The 17,898-nt window shown below is 56.0% G+C and carries 19 protein-coding genes, 3 pseudogenes and 1 riboswitch; of the genes and pseudogenes, 3 read left to right on the top strand and 19 right to left on the bottom strand.

Going from position 1 to position 17,898, the window contains the following annotated elements; genetic code table 11:
- Positions 1-225 precede the first annotated feature (225 nt).
- The 16 genes and pseudogenes from KHA84_RS13975 to acpS form a co-directional block, all read right to left on the bottom strand.
- A complete protein-coding gene (locus KHA84_RS13975; protein ID WP_213424133.1) occupies positions 226-681 on the bottom strand; it encodes a SprT family protein in 456 nt (151 codons plus the stop codon).
- Positions 674-922, bottom strand: a pseudogene (locus KHA84_RS15630) (S1 RNA-binding domain-containing protein); the annotation flags it as partial. The gene KHA84_RS13975 and the pseudogene KHA84_RS15630, both read right to left, overlap by 8 nt.
- A 93-nt stretch (positions 923-1,015) precedes the next feature.
- Positions 1,016-3,169, bottom strand: a pseudogene (locus KHA84_RS13970) (Tex family protein); the annotation flags it as partial.
- A gap of 113 nt (positions 3,170-3,282) precedes the next feature.
- A complete protein-coding gene (locus tag KHA84_RS13965; protein ID WP_336511154.1) occupies positions 3,283-3,873 on the bottom strand; it encodes a PP2C family serine/threonine-protein phosphatase in 591 nt (196 codons plus the stop codon).
- A gap of 5 nt (positions 3,874-3,878) precedes the next feature.
- Positions 3,879-4,664, bottom strand: a complete 786-nt coding sequence (sigB, locus tag KHA84_RS13960; protein WP_213424130.1) for an RNA polymerase sigma factor SigB — start codon at positions 4,662-4,664, stop codon at positions 3,879-3,881.
- Positions 4,642-5,112 carry an anti-sigma B factor RsbW gene (gene rsbW, locus KHA84_RS13955; RefSeq protein ID WP_035002659.1) on the bottom strand — a complete coding sequence of 157 codons (471 nt, stop codon included), beginning with the start codon at positions 5,110-5,112 and terminating at the stop codon, positions 4,642-4,644. Before rsbW ends, sigB begins: the two co-directional genes overlap by 23 nt.
- On the bottom strand, positions 5,099-5,449 hold the full coding sequence (locus KHA84_RS13950; protein WP_213424129.1) for an STAS domain-containing protein: 351 nt from the start codon (positions 5,447-5,449) through the stop codon (positions 5,099-5,101). The genes rsbW and KHA84_RS13950 overlap by 14 nt, the downstream gene beginning before the upstream one ends.
- A gap of 105 nt (positions 5,450-5,554) precedes the next feature.
- Positions 5,555-6,556 (bottom strand): PP2C family protein-serine/threonine phosphatase, encoded by a 1,002-nt coding sequence (locus tag KHA84_RS13945; protein ID WP_213424128.1) that lies wholly within the window; start codon positions 6,554-6,556, stop codon positions 5,555-5,557.
- 17 nt (positions 6,557-6,573) lie between these two features.
- Entirely contained in the window at positions 6,574-6,975 is a 402-nt protein-coding gene (locus tag KHA84_RS13940; protein WP_213424127.1) for an anti-sigma regulatory factor, read from the bottom strand.
- A 2-nt stretch (positions 6,976-6,977) separates the two neighbouring features.
- Positions 6,978-7,340, bottom strand: coding sequence for an STAS domain-containing protein (locus KHA84_RS13935; RefSeq protein ID WP_008301458.1), 363 nt, complete (start codon positions 7,338-7,340; stop codon positions 6,978-6,980).
- On the bottom strand, positions 7,337-8,167 hold the full coding sequence (locus KHA84_RS13930) for an RsbT co-antagonist protein RsbRA (protein WP_213424126.1): 831 nt from the start codon (positions 8,165-8,167) through the stop codon (positions 7,337-7,339). Before KHA84_RS13930 ends, KHA84_RS13935 begins: the two co-directional genes overlap by 4 nt.
- A 367-nt stretch (positions 8,168-8,534) precedes the next feature.
- Entirely contained in the window at positions 8,535-8,885 is a 351-nt protein-coding gene (locus tag KHA84_RS13925; RefSeq protein WP_063181763.1) for a type II toxin-antitoxin system PemK/MazF family toxin, read from the bottom strand.
- A gap of 4 nt (positions 8,886-8,889) precedes the next feature.
- A pseudogene (locus KHA84_RS13920) lies at positions 8,890-9,176 on the bottom strand (transcriptional regulator).
- Positions 9,177-9,316: 140 nt separating this feature from the next.
- Positions 9,317-10,450, bottom strand: coding sequence for an alanine racemase (gene alr, locus KHA84_RS13915; protein WP_213424124.1), 1,134 nt, complete (start codon positions 10,448-10,450; stop codon positions 9,317-9,319).
- Positions 10,451-10,538: 88 nt separating this feature from the next.
- Positions 10,539-11,708: a LolA family protein gene (locus KHA84_RS13910; protein WP_419465608.1), complete on the bottom strand. Its 1,170-nt coding sequence runs from the start codon at positions 11,706-11,708 to the stop codon at positions 10,539-10,541.
- 49 nt (positions 11,709-11,757) lie between these two features.
- Complete coding sequence (gene acpS / locus KHA84_RS13905; RefSeq protein WP_213424123.1) at positions 11,758-12,132, bottom strand: holo-ACP synthase; 375 nt, start codon at positions 12,130-12,132, stop codon at positions 11,758-11,760.
- 68 nt (positions 12,133-12,200) lie between these two features.
- Here acpS and KHA84_RS13900 point away from each other — a divergent pair, with 68 nt between their 5' ends.
- The 3 genes from KHA84_RS13900 to KHA84_RS13890 all read left to right on the top strand — a co-directional run bounded on the left by KHA84_RS13900 (position 12,201) and on the right by KHA84_RS13890 (position 15,176).
- Positions 12,201-12,812: a rhomboid family intramembrane serine protease gene (locus tag KHA84_RS13900; RefSeq protein ID WP_213424122.1), complete on the top strand. Its 612-nt coding sequence runs from the start codon at positions 12,201-12,203 to the stop codon at positions 12,810-12,812.
- A gap of 131 nt (positions 12,813-12,943) precedes the next feature.
- Positions 12,944-13,054, top strand: a riboswitch (SAM riboswitch).
- A 173-nt stretch (positions 13,055-13,227) separates the two neighbouring features.
- Positions 13,228-13,773: an NADPH-dependent FMN reductase gene (gene ssuE / locus KHA84_RS13895; protein ID WP_213424121.1), complete on the top strand. Its 546-nt coding sequence runs from the start codon at positions 13,228-13,230 to the stop codon at positions 13,771-13,773.
- A 23-nt stretch (positions 13,774-13,796) separates the two neighbouring features.
- Positions 13,797-15,176, top strand: coding sequence for an LLM class flavin-dependent oxidoreductase (locus tag KHA84_RS13890; protein WP_213424120.1), 1,380 nt, complete (start codon positions 13,797-13,799; stop codon positions 15,174-15,176).
- Positions 15,177-15,333: 157 nt separating this feature from the next.
- Here the strand turns inward: KHA84_RS13890 and KHA84_RS13885 are convergent, their stop codons facing one another.
- Genes KHA84_RS13885 through KHA84_RS13875 form a run of 3 tightly spaced genes read right to left on the bottom strand, consistent with a single transcriptional unit; the run spans position 15,334 to position 17,889 of the window.
- Entirely contained in the window at positions 15,334-15,810 is a 477-nt protein-coding gene (locus KHA84_RS13885) for a DinB family protein (RefSeq protein WP_213424119.1), read from the bottom strand.
- A gap of 59 nt (positions 15,811-15,869) precedes the next feature.
- Positions 15,870-17,420: a PH domain-containing protein gene (locus KHA84_RS13880; RefSeq protein WP_213424118.1), complete on the bottom strand. Its 1,551-nt coding sequence runs from the start codon at positions 17,418-17,420 to the stop codon at positions 15,870-15,872.
- Positions 17,410-17,889 (bottom strand): PH domain-containing protein, encoded by a 480-nt coding sequence (locus KHA84_RS13875; protein WP_213424117.1) that lies wholly within the window; start codon positions 17,887-17,889, stop codon positions 17,410-17,412. The genes KHA84_RS13880 and KHA84_RS13875 overlap by 11 nt, the downstream gene beginning before the upstream one ends.
- Positions 17,890-17,898: the final 9 nt, after the last annotated feature.

Genomic DNA, 17,898 nt, shown 5'->3' with positions numbered 1-17,898 from the left:
CGTGTTACCGCCGTGAAAGGGCGGTGTCTTAACCGCTTGACCAAGGGGCCATATTCAATGTCTCAAGAACCCTCAGCCGTTCAGGCTTTCGTGTGATCTCTTGTCGACTTGTCCTATTATAGGGGGCATACGAAAATACGTCAACACTTTTCGCCAACTTTTTTATAAAAACATCAAAACCCTTGCCACTCAACGGCTTTCACCGCCCGGCAAGGGTTTCATTCTTCAACTCTCTTCGACTTTTAGAATGCGGCCCTGACATTTTCCGCAACGGTAACGGTCCGTATTCATCCGGATCTTCCGCATGTAGGACTGGCCGCAATCGGCGCAGCGGTACAGATGCCTCGCTTTCCTCCTGGCCGGTTCCCTGATGACGGAACAGTGCCTGGGCGCACCGGTCTGTCTGAGCAGTTCCCTGAAGTCCCGGTCACGGTGCTGGTATCCCTTTCCTTCTATATGAAGGTGATAGTGGCAAAGCTCGTGCTTGATGATGCCGACGAGCTCATCCATTCCGTACTTCCTGTAGGCTTCCGGATTAATTTCAATGTCGTGGTCATGGAGACGGTACCTGCCGCCCGTGGTCCGGAGTCTCGGGTTAAAGTAAACTCTGTGCCGGAACGGACGCCCGAACGAATCCCGGGAGATCGATTCGGTCAGAAGCTGGAGTTCCCTGTCATCCACGGCGTCTCCCGCTCCCCTTCTTTTCTGCGGGATCGATCATCGTCAGTGAGATTTTCGAGGCGGCCGGATCGACCGATTCAATCCATAACGCTACAGTATCTCCCGGCTGCACGATCTCTGCCGGATCGTTCACGCGTACGGGCGCCATTTTGGATATATGGACAAGTCCGTCTTTTTCTGCCCCGACATCGACAAAAGCGCCATATGGCTGCAGTCTCCGTACCTTCCCCTTCACCTGGGTCCCAGGCTCCAGGTCGGTTAGCTTTTTGACGCTTCGCTTCCGATCCTTCAACTGGCGCTTCCGCTCCTCTGCCAGCTTCTTCTTTTCCTCTTCCTGCGCCGGACTGAGCATGGTGAGGGATATCCGCCCTTTTTCCTGATCCACCTCATCGACGATGACTGTGACGACATCTCCGGGAGCCATCATGTCCAGCGGGTGGCGTACCCGTTCTGTGCTCATCTTGGTCACATGCAGCAGACCGTCCTCGCCAACGCCAATATCGACGAATGCTCCGAAGTCGACGACATTACGGACTGTCCCTTCCATCTCCATGCCGCGCCTCAGATCTTTGAGCGTCAGCACTTCCTTCCTTAGAAGGGGCTGCGGGAATTCATCGCGGGGATCCCGGTTCGGGCGGCTCAGCGTCTCGATAATGTCCCGGACGGTCACTTCCCCCGCTCCTGCAGTCGTTGCCACTTCTTTTGCATCCAGCCGGGCGAGCGCTACAGTTGCATGCTCCGTGCCAATTTCCTTTTTGTCCAATCCGGCCGCATTCAGAATCTCTTCAGCGAGACTGTAGCTTTCCGGATGGACTCCAGTGGCATCCAGCGGGTTTTTGGCTCCGGGAACGCGCAGGAATCCGACCGCCTGCTCATATGTCTTTGCGCCGAGCCGCGGAACTTTCTTTAACTGCGCCCGGGAGTTGAAGCGCCCGAGTTCGTCACGGGCCGCAACGATGTTGTCTGCAACCGTGCGGGACAGTCCCGACACGTGCTGAAGCAGCGACGCGGACGCCGTATTCACATCGACACCAACCCGGTTCACCGCGGTCTCAACGACAAAGTCCAGCTGCTCCCCGAGATTTTTTTGGGAGACATCATGCTGATATTGGCCGACACCGACAGACTTCGGCTCGATCTTCACCAGCTCGGACAATGGGTCCTGGAGGCGGCGCGCAATCGACACGGCGCTCCGCTGTTCAACCTGGAGTTCCGGGAATTCTCGGCGCGCTTCTTCCGATGCGGAATAAACACTCGCTCCCGCTTCGTTGACGATGACATAGGACGCTCCACCGTCCGTCTCTTTCAGGCAATCCGCGATGAACTGCTCGGTTTCGCGGGATGCCGTTCCATTGCCTATCGCGATGATGGAGACCGGGTACTTGCGGAGAAGCGTGAGCACTTTCTTTTTCGCGCCTTCCGTGTCAGAAGATGTATGCGGATAGATGACGCCCAGTTCAAGCAGCCGGCCGGTATCGCTCACGACAGCCAACTTGCAGCCGGTCCGGTAGGCAGGGTCTACGCCAAGTACAGTCTTGCCCCTCATCGGAGGCTGGAGCAACAGCCGTTTCAGGTTCTCCGAGAAAATGCGAATTGCCTGTTGTTCCGCCTTCTCAGTCAGTTCACCCCGGATTTCGCGTTCAATTGACGGAAGAAGCAGGCGCTTGAAGGCGTCTGCCGCCGCCGCTGCCACTTCCGCTTCGGCAGGAGAACCCGGTCTCCGCACGTAGGAACGTCGGATGTCTTCAATCAGACGCTCTTCCGGGACCGAGAGCGATACTTTTAGCACGCCCGTCTTCTCGCCGCGGTTCACGGCAAGGACGCGGTGTGGTTTGATCTGCCTGATCGGCTCTTCATATTCATAGTACATCTCAAAGACGCCTTTCGGATCCTCGGCATCTTTTTTCCGTGAGGTGACGATCAGTCCGTCGCGCCGGATGGCGTTGCGGATCCTGTCGCGGACCGAGGCATCATCAGAGATACGCTCCGCAATGATGTCCTTCGCGCCGCCAAGGGCCGCCTCTGAATCCGGAACCTCTCGTTCGGCGTCGATAAAACCGCCGGCCAAATCCTCCGGACGCTCTTTCGTATCAGATAGAAGCAGATCGGCAAGCGGCTCCAACCCACGCTCTTTCGCAACTGTCGCCCTGGTTTTCCTCTTTTTCTGATAAGGACGGTACAGGTCCTCCACCCGTTGCAGCACGTCGGCGCTCCGTATTGATTTTTCCAGGTCACTGTCCAATTTCCCCTGTTCGGAAATGATCCGGATAACTTCCTCTTTCCGCTCCTCAAGCTGGGCAAGATAGCGGTGGGCGTCCTCGACCGCCTTGATCTGCACTTCGTCGAGCTCTCCGGTCGCTTCTTTCCGGTAGCGGGCGATAAACGGTACGGTCTTGCCCTCGCCGAGCAGGCCGATGACCGCCTGCGCCTGCGCCGGGCGCACACCTGCACGCACCGCCGCTTTTTGGATCAGTTCTTGTTCCTGCATGTTTCTCACCCTTTCGTTCGGTTCCCTTTACCTTTTCACTTTATCATAAATGGCAACGTACACCGTGAACCGTCTTGACTACAGAGAAAAACAAAAAAACCCGCTCCGCGGATTTAGCGGAGCAGGCTTCCTGCGATATAGGTGGCATCGTCGCCGTGTCTGAGGGTTTCATACACTTTCTTGTAAAGGTCATACGGCCCGGCGCTGTTCTGCATGAAGGCCTTCGGGCTGCGGATGTCCACACCATCGGAATGGAGAAGGAAAAGGTCCCCCGGTCCGTAATCGTAGCCCTGTGTGCGAAGCTTCTGCGGGCGCCCGGACAAGTAGCCCATCACTGGGAGCGGATAAATCATCTTATCGTCAGAGCGGCGGTAAAGATAAAACCGCACGTTTCCCACACAGCTGTATTCGATCGTCGACGTATGGAAGTTCGCCTTGATGATTGCAACGGCCGCTCCGCGCTTCTGGTGCATGTGCGTATTGCACCGGCTCAGAAGCTGGTCGATCGATTCGTCATGATGGCGTTCCAGAACTTCCGGAACGATTTTTGCAGATTCCCTCGCGATCGGACCGTTTCCGAGACCATCCGCAATCGCGCACAGGAAATAATCCTCATTGGTGAAGGTAAAATACACATCACCCGATTCATGGTTTCCCGCCTTGGCTTCCTGGTAGATGTACGCCTCCACTCGGTCGTCCTTCACCGTCTTCAAGACGACCCACCACCTGCCGCCGCAATCGCTTCCTGGAGCTTTTTGATGGCCTTTCGCTGAAGTCTGGATACGTGCATCTGCGAAATGCCGAGGCGTTCTCCCGCCTCCTTCTGGCTCATCTGTTCGATATATGTAAACTGGATGATTTGCTTTTCGCGCTCGGACAGGACATTGAGCGCTTCAGCCACGATCAGACGCTGGTCCGTCATTTCGTAGCCGTCATCCGTGTCGCCGATGATATCGAACAGCGTGACGGTACTGCCGTCGGAATCCGCTTCAAGCGAGTGGTCCATGGACAGAGCCTGATAGCTTCGTCCCATCTCCATCGCTTCAAGGACATCGTCCTCTTCCACTTCCAGATAATCTGCAATCTCCTGCACTTTCGGTGAGCGCTGGAGTTCATTGGTCAGCGTCTCTGCAGCGGACTTGATTTTCGGCCCGAGTTCCTTGATTCTGCGCGGCACATGCACTGCCCACGTCTTGTCGCGGAGGAACCTCTTGATCTCGCCGATAATCGTCGGAACGGCGAATGCCTCGAAGCTGCGGCCGAAATCGGGATCGTAGCGGCGGATTGCACCAAGCAGACCAAGCATGCCGACCTGCACGATATCTTCGTGGTATGATTTCCCGTTGGAATATTTGCGGGCGATCGACTGGACAAGCCGCTCATAGTGGAGAACGAGATTCGTCTGCGCCTCTTCATCGCCGCTTTCCTGGAAAGCCCTGATCCAGTCAAGCACCTGTTCTTTTGATTTGGAATCAGGAGGAGACTGTTTCGACATCCTTTTCCACCTGCTCTCCGCCGAGATATTTAGTCATGAAGACCGTGACCCCTTCATCGTGGTGGATTTTAATCTCGTCCATCAGCGTTTCGATCAGATAGAGGCCGAGACCCCCTTCCCGGAGGAACATGCCCTCTTCGTGATCATGGTAAGGTCCCACGCTCTTTTTGGTTTCTTCGAAATCGAAGCTCTGACCATGGTCGGCCACCATGATCTCCATCCGGTCTTCATAGAGTGCGCACCCGACGACGACTTCGCCTTCCTCGTCGTCCTTGTATGCGTGCTGCACCGCATTCGTGATGGCCTCGCTCGATGCGATCTTCATGTCCTCGATGTCATCGTAGGTAAAGCCGAGCCGGCTTGCGAGGCCGGAGATCGTAAGCCGCGCCACGCCTACATATTGGGCCTTGGCCGGCACTCGGATCTCAACGTAATCATACGGTTGCATCATTGAACCCACCTTTATCTTCTTTATGTCCTTCGATATCCATGACCTCGTCGAGACCAGTTATATCGAACAACCGCTTGAGGCGCGGTGAGAGCCCGGTGATTTTCACATGTCCGCCGCTTTCCTTCACTTGTTTGAAGTAGCCGACAAACACGCCGAGACCTGTGCTGTCCATGTATTCCACGTCTGAAAGATCAATGACGGCTTCCACGCCCTGTTGGACAGTAAGCTCAGAAAGCTTCTCGCGGAGGACGGGCGCCGTGAATGCATCGATCTCACCGACCACTTTAAAATGCTGTACGCTGTTTTCTTCACGCAAATCGACTTGTAGATTCATTTCCACACCTCTTCTTTTATTTCTCAATCCTATAATCCCAAAACCATAACTTCGTCTGAACACAACATCAAGGCTTTACCCGCCCTGGAGAAATCCAAACATCCATTACTCTTTTTTCAAGATTACGAGCGAGAAATCGTCCTGGAGACGGAATCCTTGCATACGGTCCAATTCAGCGAAAACATGTTCTGCCATTTCCTGTGCGGACTGGTCCTTGACGCTGCTGATGATTTCAAGGATGGTTTCCTTTTCAACAAAGCCTTCCGGCGTCCGCGCTTCGGTCACCCCATCGGTCATAATGGCGATGAAATCATCACGTTCGAGGACAACGCTCCCCTCCTCATAGCGGGCATCCGGCGAAACACCGAGAAGAAGCCCTTTGGCATCAAGCTCCACAAACCGGTTTTCCGATGCCCGGTAATGGAGTGCCGGCTCGTGCCCGGCAGACGCATAGGAGAAGGTGGAGCTTTTTGCATCGTAGAGACCGTACATCATGGTCACAAACATCGAGTCATTGACGCTTTTTTCAACAATGCGGTTGATGACCGAAAGAACGCCGGACGGGCCTTCGGTCGAATGCCGGACACTGTCCATGCCGAACTTGACCATCGACATGCATAAGGCGGCCGGAATACCCTTGCCCATCACATCAGCGACAGCCACGCCCGCCTCGTCCTTATCATTTCCGACAAAGTAGATATAATCCCCGCTCATTGTCCGCGAAGGCACGGTCACATAGCCGAAGTCCATTCCCTCGACTGCCGGCATCTTTGTTTTCAAAAGCGTTTCCTGAACTTTTGCAGCCACTTCCATCTCCAGTTGCATCTCTTCCTGTCGCTTGACGAGAGATTGGTGTTCCTTCAGCGCGAGACCGTATCGGATCATCATTTCGATGAGGAAGTCGAAAGAATGCCAGACTTTCGACGGAAGGCCCGGCAACACATCCTTGAGTGCGGATTTATGTATGCTGATGACCTCCTCCGGCGAGATGTCCCGTTCGATCAATTTTCGGCTGAACGCTTCTCCCATATATAAGTTCTGTTCAGACTGGTCCTCAAGATACTGCCTCAAAATCTCTTTATATTCGTTTTCCGTCTGCTGAGGCATCTCTATTCATCCCCCTGTCAGCGGAGCCATTTGATTGCAGTGATTTTCGTGCCCTTACCCCGTTCGGTGTCTACCCGGAAGTCATCCATCAGACGCTTGACTCCCGGCATCCCGGCGCCGAGACCGCCGGAAGTCGAGTAACCGTCTTCCATTACTTTTCTTACATCGGGGATGCCCGGACCCTCGTCGGAAGCGATAATGGCGATTCCGAACAGGCCATCTTCATTCAGGCGCTCGATCTCAATCTTTCCGGCTCCTGCATATAAATAAATATTTCTTGCGAGTTCACTGATTGCCGTAGTGATACGGGCCTGGTCGACGGTGCCGAAGCCTACTTTCTTCGCTTCGTTCCGGCCCAGCTGCCGCGCTGCGACAATGTCCCATTCAGTATGGATATCGACTGAAGACCGGTACGCCATCGTTAAGCCTCCAATTCTTGTTGCAATTTGTCCATTCCGTTTTCGAGATCAAGGGCCGTCATGACATTCTCCAAACGGATCCCGAGTTCGATGAGCGTAATGGCAACGGCCGGCTGAATACCTGTGATGACGACTTTGGCACCCATGAGGCCTGACATGCTGATCACGTCGCCGAGCACCTTCGCGATGAAGGAGTCGATGAAGTCGATCGGCGTCAAGTCAATCACGACGCCCTTGGCCGACGTGTCATGCAGCTTTTTCAAAAGGTCTTCCTGGAATTGAATCGCAGTCTGGTCGTCCAGTTCCCATTGGAGCGAAACGATCAGAATTTCATTGAGCTTCAGGATCGGGATACGCATGTTCACTGTTCATCCACCTCCACGATTTTTCTGTTTGTCAGCGCGAGCGCTTCCTGCATGCCGCGCTGCAGCGTGCTGGTCGTCGTAAAGTCTTCGAGGCTGATGCCGAGCGCCACAATCGTCTGCGCAATTTCCGGACGGATGCCGACAAGCATGCAGCGCGCGCCGACGAGGCGGACCGCATCCGCCGCCTGGATGATATGATGGGCGACCATCGTATCGACGACCGGCACGCCTGTGATATCAAGCAGCACCACTTCCGCGCGGTGGCGGACAACTCCATCCAGGAGGTTTTCCATAATGAGTTTGGCGCGTTCCGTATCGATTGTGCCGACAAGAGGCATGACGGAAATCTTGTCGAATACCGGAATCAGCGATGCAGACAGTTCCTGCAGGGCAATTTTCTGGAGATTGACCGTGCGCTCCCACGTGCGGGAATACATTTCGACGACTTCCTGGCGGAGCGGTTTGATCCAGTTGTTCAGGATATCAAAATACTCGGCCACGTTGCTGTCATCAAGGATATTGGCCTGCCGGAGAAGATCATAGAGCGTATCCGAGAAGTTCTCAATCGCCTTCATGACGAGCGAAATCGACCAGCCGAGGCGGACGATGCGCTCAGAAAAATTATGGAGCTTCTCTTCATACTGCCCGGTCTCCTCGGTCAGGCTGGATACGACAAGTTCCGCGAAATCCCGGCTTGTCCGCTCGATGACCTCTTCCGGCATAATATGAAAGAACTTTTCACCATGTTCGTCTTTCATGCGAGTTTTCCAACTGTCGATGATCTCCTCAAGATGAGTCTCGACAAACTGAGGAACTTTTCTATACATGGCTCTGGTGGCCCCCTTCTACGGACTGTTCTTTACATTGTATCGAAAATACAGCAGGAACACACTTATTTTGTGAGTTATGAAGACTCATATGAAAGCAGAGGTTCGGATGCGGCATAAAAACACAGCTATATGTCCTCTTCCCGGACGTCACACCTACTGTTAGTATCGCACAGAAGCATCAATCAATTGCATTCCAAATGAAGGAATGGAAGTATTGTTGCGGCTGACCGAGATTAAACACGGTCCGATTAACAGAGGCGTATGGCTTAATCAGCAATTTCTGCCCTGCCACAATTTAAGTTTACAAATATATCTCAACAAAAAACCGCCCGGTATGCCGGGCGGCGTTTTTTGTTTATGTATACTAAAATTTTACCAGTCCGAGGCTGATTTCAAGCGCCTCTTCCACCTGCCGCATCATTTCTTCATCCAAATGCGTAATCTTGTCGGAAAGGCGGGATTTGTCAATTGTCCGGACTTGCTCAAGCAAGACGACGGAGTTTTTGTCCAATCCGTACCGTGCCGCATCGATTTCCACATGGGTGGGCAGTTTGGCTTTCTGTATCTGGGCCGTGATGGCTGCGACGATCACAGTGGGGCTGAACCGATTGCCGATATCGTTCTGAATAACCAGGACGGGTCTTTTCCCGCCCTGCTCAGAACCTTTCACCGGCGACAGATCTGCAAAGAAAATGTCCCCGCGTTTTATGGCCAAAATCTCATCCTCCGATTACGAGTTGCGCCACGCGTGCTCCGCTTCGTATTCCGCGTACAAACATTCGGAAGCGATCGAAAGATTGATCTGCGACATCTCCACGTAGCCTTTGACGATGGCTTCCCGTATAAGATTTGGTTGTTCCTTCCGTGTCCTCCGGGTCGTCGTCAGGTAGACGTACCCGTCTTGTTCCGCTCGGTCGTAGGCGACGGATTCCCCGTCACACGGAAGCATCCTTTTCGGGATCTTCACCACGACTTCTTTTGTCTCTTTCTCTGCCACAGCAAACACCTCCGACGCAGCCATTCAACAAATTTCTATCCCATCATAACATTGGACAGACCTGTTGAAAAGACACGTTCGGAAAGAATGCGACAAAGTTCCGCCTGAACCTGATGAATCTGTCGGATCTTGTCGGGCCGTGGTTGGGGTTAGTATTCCCCGCATCCTTGCAAATAAACTCTCGGAATCCGCTTCGACAGGGTGACAACGACTTCATAGGGAATGGTCCCGAGCCGATCCGCCCATTCGTCAGGCCGGATCTCTTCATCGCCCTGTTTCCCCAGGAGGATAACAGGTTCGCCGGGTGCCATTTCGCGGGGCAGCCGGACCATGCACTGGTCCATGCAGACGCGGCCGACCACCGGGCAGCGGCGGCCGCCGATCAGCACGTCCTGTCCGCCGAGGCCCCGGAGAAACCCGTCCGCATAACCGATCGGGATGGTCCCGACCCATTCATCGCCCATCGCCTGATAGGTCGCTCCGTAACTGACCGTGTCTCCCCGGCCGATCCGCTTTACATGGACGAGTTCGGTCGAGAGCGTCAGCGCAGGACTGAGCGGGAAGGGCAGGCGCTCCCCGACAAAGCCGGACGGGGCGATGCCGTACATGGAGATGCCGAGGCGCACCGCATCGAACTTGCATTCCGGATGTATGAATGCGGCCGCGCTGTTTGACGCGTGTACCAGGCGCGGCCGCTCCGGAAGCAGCGCCACAGCTTCACGGAACCCGGCTGCCTGCTTTCTCCACACGTCATTGTCCGGCTCGTCTGCCGTCGCGAAATGGGTGAAGACGCCGTCCACCATGATTTTTGCAGCCCTGGCGGTCCTGTACATCCGGAGCAGGTCTTCTCCGCTCCGGACGCCGAGCCTGCCCATTCCGGTGTCGACCTTCAGGTGAACCCGGAGCGGACGGCCGAAATCAGGTGCTTCACCGGCGACCTTCTCCATCCAGGCCGGCGAATCCGCGGTGATGATGATGCCCAATTCCGCGGCGACCCGCGCGAACGGAACAGGGGAGGCGCCCAAAAGCAGAATGTCCGCTTTCAGGCCCGCCTCCCTGAGTTCCACCGCTTCATCCGGAGTGGCGACCGCGAGCATCATTGCCCCCGCATCAAGCGCCGCCTCCGCGACCCGGACCGCGCCGTGGCCGTAGCCGTCCGCCTTGACGACGGCGATCACGCCGGTGTCCGGGCCGGTCATGCGCGCCGTATTCCGGACATTTTCCCGGATCGCCTCCAGATTGATGGCCGCAACTGTCGGCCGTCCCCATTTCGTCTGTTCCATTTCCCCGTTCTCCCTTCCGAATTGCCGGATAGATTTGTCTCTTTTTTCATTATCCGCCCGGAGGGAGAACACCGTCAATACTCCCGGATCACTTCTGTTCAGCTTCGATCATCGATGTCGCGACTTCCACCATTTCTTCGCGGCTCAGGCCGTTCGAGGCGAGGAAGTAGGATACGCCGCCCTGTTCCCAGCTGACCGAGTTGTCGGTGATTGCGCCGATCGTGAAGCCGAGGTGTGCCGGGTCCCCTTCCGCGAATACCGGAACGAGCGCTTCCTGCGGGGACTTCGCCTGCTGCTGGACGATGACGAACTCTTTCTCGCCGCTGTAAGTCAGGTAGACCCGCTTGTCGTCTCCGCTGCCCACGACTTCCTCTTCCACGTCGACGCCTTCCCACTTGAGGAGCGGATAGGATGTGCGGAATTCCTCACCATCCAATTCGGCACCCGCTTCTTCATCTCCTTCTTCTTTGCCGTCTTCGGTGCCTTCTTCCTGGCCATCTTCGGTGCCTTCTTTATCAGCCGCACCGTCTGTTTCTTCCGTGGTGCCTTCCTGGTCTTCTCCATCCGCGTTTTCTTCCGTTGCATCGGTGTCATCCGCGGATCCTTCCGCGCCTTCCGGTGCCTTTGAGTGTTTTTCCACCGCATAATCGCCGGCACTGCGCTCCGTGCCAAGGGAAATTTTCTCAAACGTGATCTTCATCTGTTCTTCTTTGTTTTCATTCAGCACCGACACCTTCACAGGGAGGAGCGATTTCTTGTCGATGTGGATACGCTGATAAGGCAGCATCTTCCGGTGGTTGTTCCGTGTGACCGTCTCGAAGACGTATTCCTTGTCTTCTTCCTTCATCACCGCATCCTTGTCCGCCCGGATGTCCTCCGCAAGCGCACCGATCAGGTAAGCCTGGCTGTTTTTCTCCGGCCAGTCGCTCTGGAACTTGTACGTTTTGCCGATTGACGGCGTGACGACAAATACCCCGTCCTTGTTGCGGAGGATCATCTGGGACTCCTTGGAGCCCTGCTGGGCCACATTGACCCGGTAGTAGTCCGGCTTTGTGTGCCACACTTCCACGTCATACAGCCTTGGCTCATCGCCGGTCTTGATCTCCATGACGGCGGTGAGTTCATACCCCTTGGCATCCGTCCATTTGCCGCTCAGCTTTTTCATGACGTCTTCCTTCGACTGTGATCCGCATGCCGCCAGCAGCATGACGAGCACGATGAGCATTCCTGCGAATATCCGGCTCCGCAATTCCTTCACCCTTTCTCATTTCGCTCCTGTGGAACATCCTATGAGAGAGGGTCCGGGTTTATTCGGACAGGGCTGCCGGGAATCCGGTGAGGATAACCTGGGCGGCAGCGTATTCACGCGTGTGGGTGATCGATACGAATCCCGGCGCCGGCTCCCCCTTGAAATAAAGAACAGGCTTGCCTGTCCCGTCCGGCAATATGCTGATGTCGCCGAATGCGCATGACTCGCCGATTCCGGTGCCGAGCGCTTTGGCGAAAGCCTCTTTGGCGGCAAACCGGCCTGCCAGGTATTCTGTCCGCCTTGTGTCGCCGAGCTGTTCGTACCTCTCCAATTCCTCTTTGCCAAGGATTCTTTTTCTGAAGCGGCTGTTCCGCCTGTCCGCCTGACGGATCCTGTCCATCTCCACGATGTCGAGCCCGATTCCGGTGATCATCTGTTTTCCCCGCTTTCTGGACCGCGCCAAACGCGGTATACTGTTCATATGTAAATTGAGGTGAAACCATGTTTATCAGAAGAGAAAGCTTCTCCGAGTACATCCGGTTCTACCCGGTCGTCTCGGCGCTGATCGCGATCAACGTGATCATCTACATCCTGACCATCCTCCCCGGTATCGGTGACCTGATCATGTTTTACGGCATGGGCATCAACCGGCTGATTGCGGAAGGCGATTGGTGGAGATTCGTCACGCCGATGTTCCTGCACGCCGGTCTCATGCATGTCCTGTTCAATATGTTCGCCCTGTTTTTGTTCGGTCCCGAGCTCGAGAGGCTCGCAGGGAAAGTACGGTTTTTGAACTTATTTTTCCTCGCGGGCCTGTTCGGAAACGTGGCCTCTTACTTCCTGCATGACGGCTCTTACGCCTATGTGGGGGCAAGCGGCGCCATCTACGGGATCTTCGGGGCGTTCGGTGCATTCGTATACCATACCAAAGGCGCATTCCCGCAGATCCGCCAGATTATCCTGCCGATCATCGTCATCAGTGTGGTCATGACATTCCTGACCCCGAACATCAACGTTACCGCCCATCTGACAGGCCTGGCCGTCGGTTTCCTCGTCGGCCTCAGCTACTTCCACCCGAAGAATATCACAAGCTGGCGCAAGAAGCGCCGGTGACGTGCCTGAACCCCGCTGCTGCGGGGTTTTTTGCCCATGGCGCCAGCGGTCCGTTAAACCCGACTTTCCCTGTTGACAATATTTAAGGCTCTGCTATACTGTTCATCAAGCTGAAAAATTCATAATTTTGTTTCTTATCAAGAGAGGTGGAGGGACTTGGCCCTGCGAAGCCTCAGCAACCAGCAGACTCCGGTTTGCACGGTGCTAATTCCAGAGGGGCGGTTCAGCCCTGGAGATGAGAAAACAGTCAGGCAAAATAGATGCGCATGCACTCCTGCCAGGCTCTTCTCTCATTGTTTCCACGGGAGAAGAGCCTTTTTCATTCCCCAGCCGCTCCGGAAAACATGTTCAGCGTGTACGTCCATTCATAATCCCTAGTTCACTGACAGATTTACCAGAAGAAAGGATGATCACCATGTCCGAAATCGTTATCATTTCAGGCAGTCCGAATGTAGCGTCCCGTTCCGAGCGTGTGCTCGGTTATATCGGCGGGTTGCTTGAAGACAAGCATTTTACCGTCACGCACCTGAGTGTGCGGGATATCCCCGCCGCAGTCCTTTTCTCAGCCGATTTCAGTCATCCGTCCGTCACTGACGCAGCCGCGAGAATCCGCGGGGCAAAAGGGGTCATCGTCGGTTCCCCCGTTTACAAGGCGGCGTACTCCGGTGTCCTGAAAGCCTTCATCGATCTCTTGCCCCAGGATGTGCTCGAGTCGAAGCCCGTCCTCCCGCTCATGACCGGCGGCAGCCCGGGCCATCTGCTGGCACTCGACTATGCGCTGAAGCCGCTCCTTTCCACGCTGAAGGGCCATGCCCTCAAGGGAATCTATCTCACGGATGATGTGATCGACAAAAACCTCGACATCCCCGTTCTTGACGGAGATTGCCTCAGCCGCCTTGAAAAGCAGACTGCCTACTTTGCCGAGCTCGTACGCAGGCAGCACAGCCGGACCCACGCCTGAGCCACTATGAAAGGATGATGACCATGACGAAAAAACGCATTTACCTGAACGCATTCGAGATGAACACACCCGGCCACCAGTCCCCCGGCCTGTGGGCGCATCCGGATGACCAGTCCCACCGGTACAAGGACAGCGACTACTGGATCGAGCTTGCCCGCATTCTGGAAGAGGCGCGCTATGACGCCGTGTTCCTCGCCGATGTGCTCGGCACATACGATGTTTACGGAGGATCACGCGATGCAGCCGTTCGCCAAGGCGCACAGTCGCCTGTCAATGACCCGAGTCTTGTCGTCCCCCTCATGGCCGCCGTCACCAACCATCTCGGGTTTGGCGTCACCGCATCCGTCAGCCACGAACATCCATATACATTTGCACGCCGCATGTCGACACTCGACCATCTGACAAAGGGCCGGGTCGGCTGGAACATTGTCACCTCCTACCTGAAGAGTGCAGCGCTGAACATGGGGCTGGACGGGCAGATTTCCCATGACGAGCGCTATAATATCGCGGAAGAGTACCTGGAAGTGTGCTACAAACTGTGGGAAGGCAGCTGGGAGGACGGTGCGGTGAAGGTGGACAAAGAAAACCGCGTGTATACGGATCCTTCAAAAGTGCACGACATCAGCCATGAGGGCAAGTACTTCAAGGTGCCGGGCGCCCATCTGTCCGAGCCGTCCCCGCAGCGGACACCGGTGCTGTTCCAGGCCGGCGCATCGTCGAAAGGCCGGGCGTTCGCCGGCAGGCATACCGAACTTGCCTTTATCGGCGCACCGACGAAAACCGCGGCTCGGCAAACCGTCAAACGGCTCCGGGAAGCGGCGGCGGAAGCCGGGCGAGATCCGGATGAGGTCAAGATCCTGACCCTCATCACGCCGGTCATCGGCCGGACCGAGGAAGAAGCGCGTGCAAAGCTTGAAGAGTATCAGTCCTACATCTCTGACGAGGGCGCGCTTGCCCTGTTCGGCGGCTGGACAGGGGTCGACCTGTCGGGCGCCGATCTCGATGCCGGCGTCGATTACGTCGAGAATGACGCCATCCGCTCCACTCTGGAGACATTCACGAAAATCGATCCTGAACGCAACTGGACAATCCGGGAGATCATCAAATCGATCGGCGTAGGCGGCATGGGAACCGCGGTCGTCGGCACACCGGAGCAGGTTGCGGATGAGCTTGAAGCATGGGCGGACGAGACCGGCGTCGACGGCTTCAACATCGCCTATGCCCTCGCACACAGGACCTTCAAGGAATTCGGTGAATGGGTCATCCCGATCCTCCAGGAACGCGGGCGCGTGCCGAAAGAATACGGAGGCACCTCCCTCCGCGACAATCTGTTCGGCCGCGGCGATCGCCTACCCGCCCATCATCCCGGCAAGCAGTACAAATTGAATCCGGAGACCGTTTAATTGAAAGCCCCGAACCGGCGCATGGTTCGGGGCTTTGCGTTGTTCGGAATAGGGAGTCTCTGCAGACAAAAGACGAGATTCTCAGCTCGAATGACGGGACTCGTTGGCCGAATGACGAAACTCCCGTCCTGAATACGGAAACTGCAGTGCCGGATGTTTATAGCCCGGCTTCAATCAGCTTCCGCATCTGCCGGACCGTCTCCAGGTGTAGGGCTTCATGATAAAACGAGAACAGCAGCGTCTCGCCGGTCATGCGGAACGTGAGGCCCATCCGGTTCGTGAATGGTTCGGGCAACGGCTCGTCCAGCCTGCCTGTTCGGAGCTTCTGGAGCCGCTCCGTCTGGGTGTCCAGCGCTTCCCGGATCTCAATGAGTGTCGGGGGCGTGCCCTTCCATTCCGACGGCCTCGTGCCCGCCGCAAAGTAAATCCCGTATTTCTCCGGGAGCTCCATTTCCTCGCCTGCCACTTCCAGGGCGAGCCGTTCCTGAATAAATAGGATGTGACCAAAGTTCCAGTGAATATGATTGGGATAGCCACCCGGAACAATTCCCGCGATTTCCTCGGGCGTATCGTCCAGGCATTTCAGCGTCAGTTCACGGACCGTCTGCATATGGCGGAAAATCAGATCTTCCATCCCGAACCCTCCTGTCCAAAAAGGCCGCCCGGATCAGGGGCGGCCTGCCTGTATGGATTTTATTCGCCCTGCGGAGCGGGAGTTCCTTCAACCGTTGCGTGTTTATCTGCGCGACTCCGTGGGTCATACCAGTCCATCAGCCGGTCGGCATCCGCCTCGTCGATATGGCGGACCGGCGCTTTGCTCGGCATGACACCGGATTTGAACGATGCGGTGACGGTCGCGACATTCCGCCGTTTCTGGAAGATCGTCTGGCGTTCCTGCATCGACTGGACGCGCTTTCGGAACACATAGACCGTATGCAAGGTGAATTCGCGCCACCGGACGGTGAGCTGGTGTCCCGTGATGGCCCAGCCCGCGGATCGGTGCTGCCAGAGCCCCATCAGGATGATTACAGGAACGATCAGCAGCGCAAGCAGGCCGTACGGGAAGAGGAAATAACCGGCTGCCGCGACCAGCGGGATGACCCAGAAAAAGTCCAGACGGTAATAAAACGGACGGGACCGTACAGGGACTCGGTTCAGTTCCGCGGACGTATTGACTTCCGGGAACAGCTCGGCAAGCAGGCGGTTTACTTCGCGCTTGCTCACGAGCGGGAACAGCCCGATGGCCGATCCCCCCTCCTGGGCACTGCCCCCTGCACTATGGACCTTGACCGAGACGTATCCGAGCAGCTTCTGGAACGGGTTCTCACTTACACGAACCGCCTGGATGCGCTTGAGCGGGACGGTGACGCGCTTTTTCTCAAGAAGCCCCCTTGAGATGAAGAGATCATCCCCGTCGAACGAAACGGTGAATCCGTAGAATCCGAGATACGTCCAGGCAACCGACAGTATCCAGCCGGCCAGCATCAGGGCAAGGACCACCGCAACAACCATGAACACGCCAAACCGGATAAACGCAACCAGTTCATCGTAGATGGCTTCGTACGGAAGGATGTCGGAGAACTGCGACAGGAAAATCGCGATCCCCGAGAAGATGAGCCCGATCCTGCCGGAAAACGTCGCCAGGAGGAAGATCTCTTTCCTTCCCATCCTGAACAGGGTTTTCGTTTCTTCTTCAGGCTCTTCGGCAGGAGCGGCTCCGACCGCTTCCCCGTCAGTTTCCGAAAGCTCCTGCACGCCCGCCCGGCGGCGGCGCTTCGCTTCGGAGATGACTGCGCTCACCCGGTCGGCCTCCGCGCGTGTCACAGCAGTCAGGTCGGCCTCCGATCCTTCCAGGACGGACGAGTTGCCCGCTGTCTCAATCTTCACCTTGACGAGACCGAACGGCCGGTGGAGGATGCCTTCAGTATAGTCGACGCTCTGGATGCGCTCAAACGGGATATAGCGCTTTTTCTTCACGAACAGCCCGTGCTCGATCCGGAGCTCCCCGTCTTCAAACCAGTAGACGAACCGTTTCCACTTGATAAAACCGGCAACCGCCGTAAAGACGACAAACGCGCCAAAAATCAGGAGGGTGAGGTTATCCAGCCAGAAATTCCCCGACCGCTCACGTCCGATGCCGTTCGCCACGACAATGACAACGAGCGGGATAACCGCTTCCTTCAGCGTCTTCAGGAGCTCGATGACGGCGGTGATCCAGTGCAGCCTGTTTTTCTCAGACATCATCTTCCGCCACCCTTGCGAGCACCGAGATCCTGCCTCTCAGCTCATCAGCCTCATCCATCTGGAGCGCGGGAATCTCATGATTGGTCGCAGCCGTCGACACCGTGATGCCGGAAAGGCCGTATTTTCTGAGGATCGGTCCCTGGCTCGTGTCGACATGCTGAACACGGACCATCGGCACGAGCGTCCGTTTCACAATGAACAGGCCGTGCTGCAGCTCAATTTCCGTCTCCCGCACCTCATAGCGCCAGCGCTGCCATCGGATTTTCGGAAACAGGAAAATGAGCAGATAGGCCGCAAGCACGACAGTCGCGCCAGACACAATATAGATCCATACCGGCCCTTCGAATATGTATGCCAATACGCTTGCCGCGATTGCCGGGAGGAGGACGATCATTGTATAGAAGACCCCGTGGATCCTCCAGACGGTCAGGCCCTTTTCGGAAATGCGGTTCGCCGGTTCTTTTCTCATCCGATTCAC

Origin of the sequence: Bhargavaea massiliensis, from assembly GCF_018390575.1 — a bacterium.
Taxonomy (GTDB): domain Bacteria; phylum Bacillota; class Bacilli; order Bacillales_A; family Planococcaceae; genus Bhargavaea; species Bhargavaea massiliensis.
Note: the sequence above shows the minus strand (reverse complement) of the source record. Positions and strands in the feature narration are given on the sequence as shown.

Excerpts from the sequence above, each read along its gene's own strand:
- KHA84_RS13885 (WP_213424119.1), bottom strand. The coding sequence starts at position 15,810 with ATGGAAGATCTGATTTTCCGCCATATGCAGACGGTCCGTGAACTGACG.
- sigB (WP_213424130.1), bottom strand. The coding sequence starts at position 4,664 with ATGTCGAAACAGTCTCCTCCTGATTCCAAATCAAAAGAACAGGTGCTT.
- KHA84_RS13930 (WP_213424126.1), bottom strand. The coding sequence starts at position 8,167 with ATGTATAGAAAAGTTCCTCAGTTTGTCGAGACTCATCTTGAGGAGATC.
- KHA84_RS13950 (WP_213424129.1), bottom strand. The coding sequence starts at position 5,449 with ATGAATCTACAAGTCGATTTGCGTGAAGAAAACAGCGTACAGCATTTT.
- KHA84_RS13940 (WP_213424127.1), bottom strand. The coding sequence starts at position 6,975 with ATGGCGTACCGGTCTTCAGTCGATATCCATACTGAATGGGACATTGTC.
- rsbW (WP_035002659.1), bottom strand. The coding sequence starts at position 5,112 with ATGCAACCGTATGATTACGTTGAGATCCGAGTGCCGGCCAAGGCCCAA.
- KHA84_RS13945 (WP_213424128.1), bottom strand. The coding sequence starts at position 6,556 with ATGCCTCAGCAGACGGAAAACGAATATAAAGAGATTTTGAGGCAGTAT.
- KHA84_RS13875 (WP_213424117.1), bottom strand. The coding sequence starts at position 17,889 with ATGAGAAAAGAACCGGCGAACCGCATTTCCGAAAAGGGCCTGACCGTC.
- acpS (WP_213424123.1), bottom strand. The coding sequence starts at position 12,132 with ATGATCACCGGAATCGGGCTCGACATCGTGGAGATGGACAGGATCCGT.
- KHA84_RS13900 (WP_213424122.1), top strand. The coding sequence starts at position 12,201 with ATGTTTATCAGAAGAGAAAGCTTCTCCGAGTACATCCGGTTCTACCCG.
- KHA84_RS13890 (WP_213424120.1), top strand. The coding sequence starts at position 13,797 with ATGACGAAAAAACGCATTTACCTGAACGCATTCGAGATGAACACACCC.
- ssuE (WP_213424121.1), top strand. The coding sequence starts at position 13,228 with ATGTCCGAAATCGTTATCATTTCAGGCAGTCCGAATGTAGCGTCCCGT.
- alr (WP_213424124.1), bottom strand. The coding sequence starts at position 10,450 with ATGGAACAGACGAAATGGGGACGGCCGACAGTTGCGGCCATCAATCTG.
- KHA84_RS13880 (WP_213424118.1), bottom strand. The coding sequence starts at position 17,420 with ATGATGTCTGAGAAAAACAGGCTGCACTGGATCACCGCCGTCATCGAG.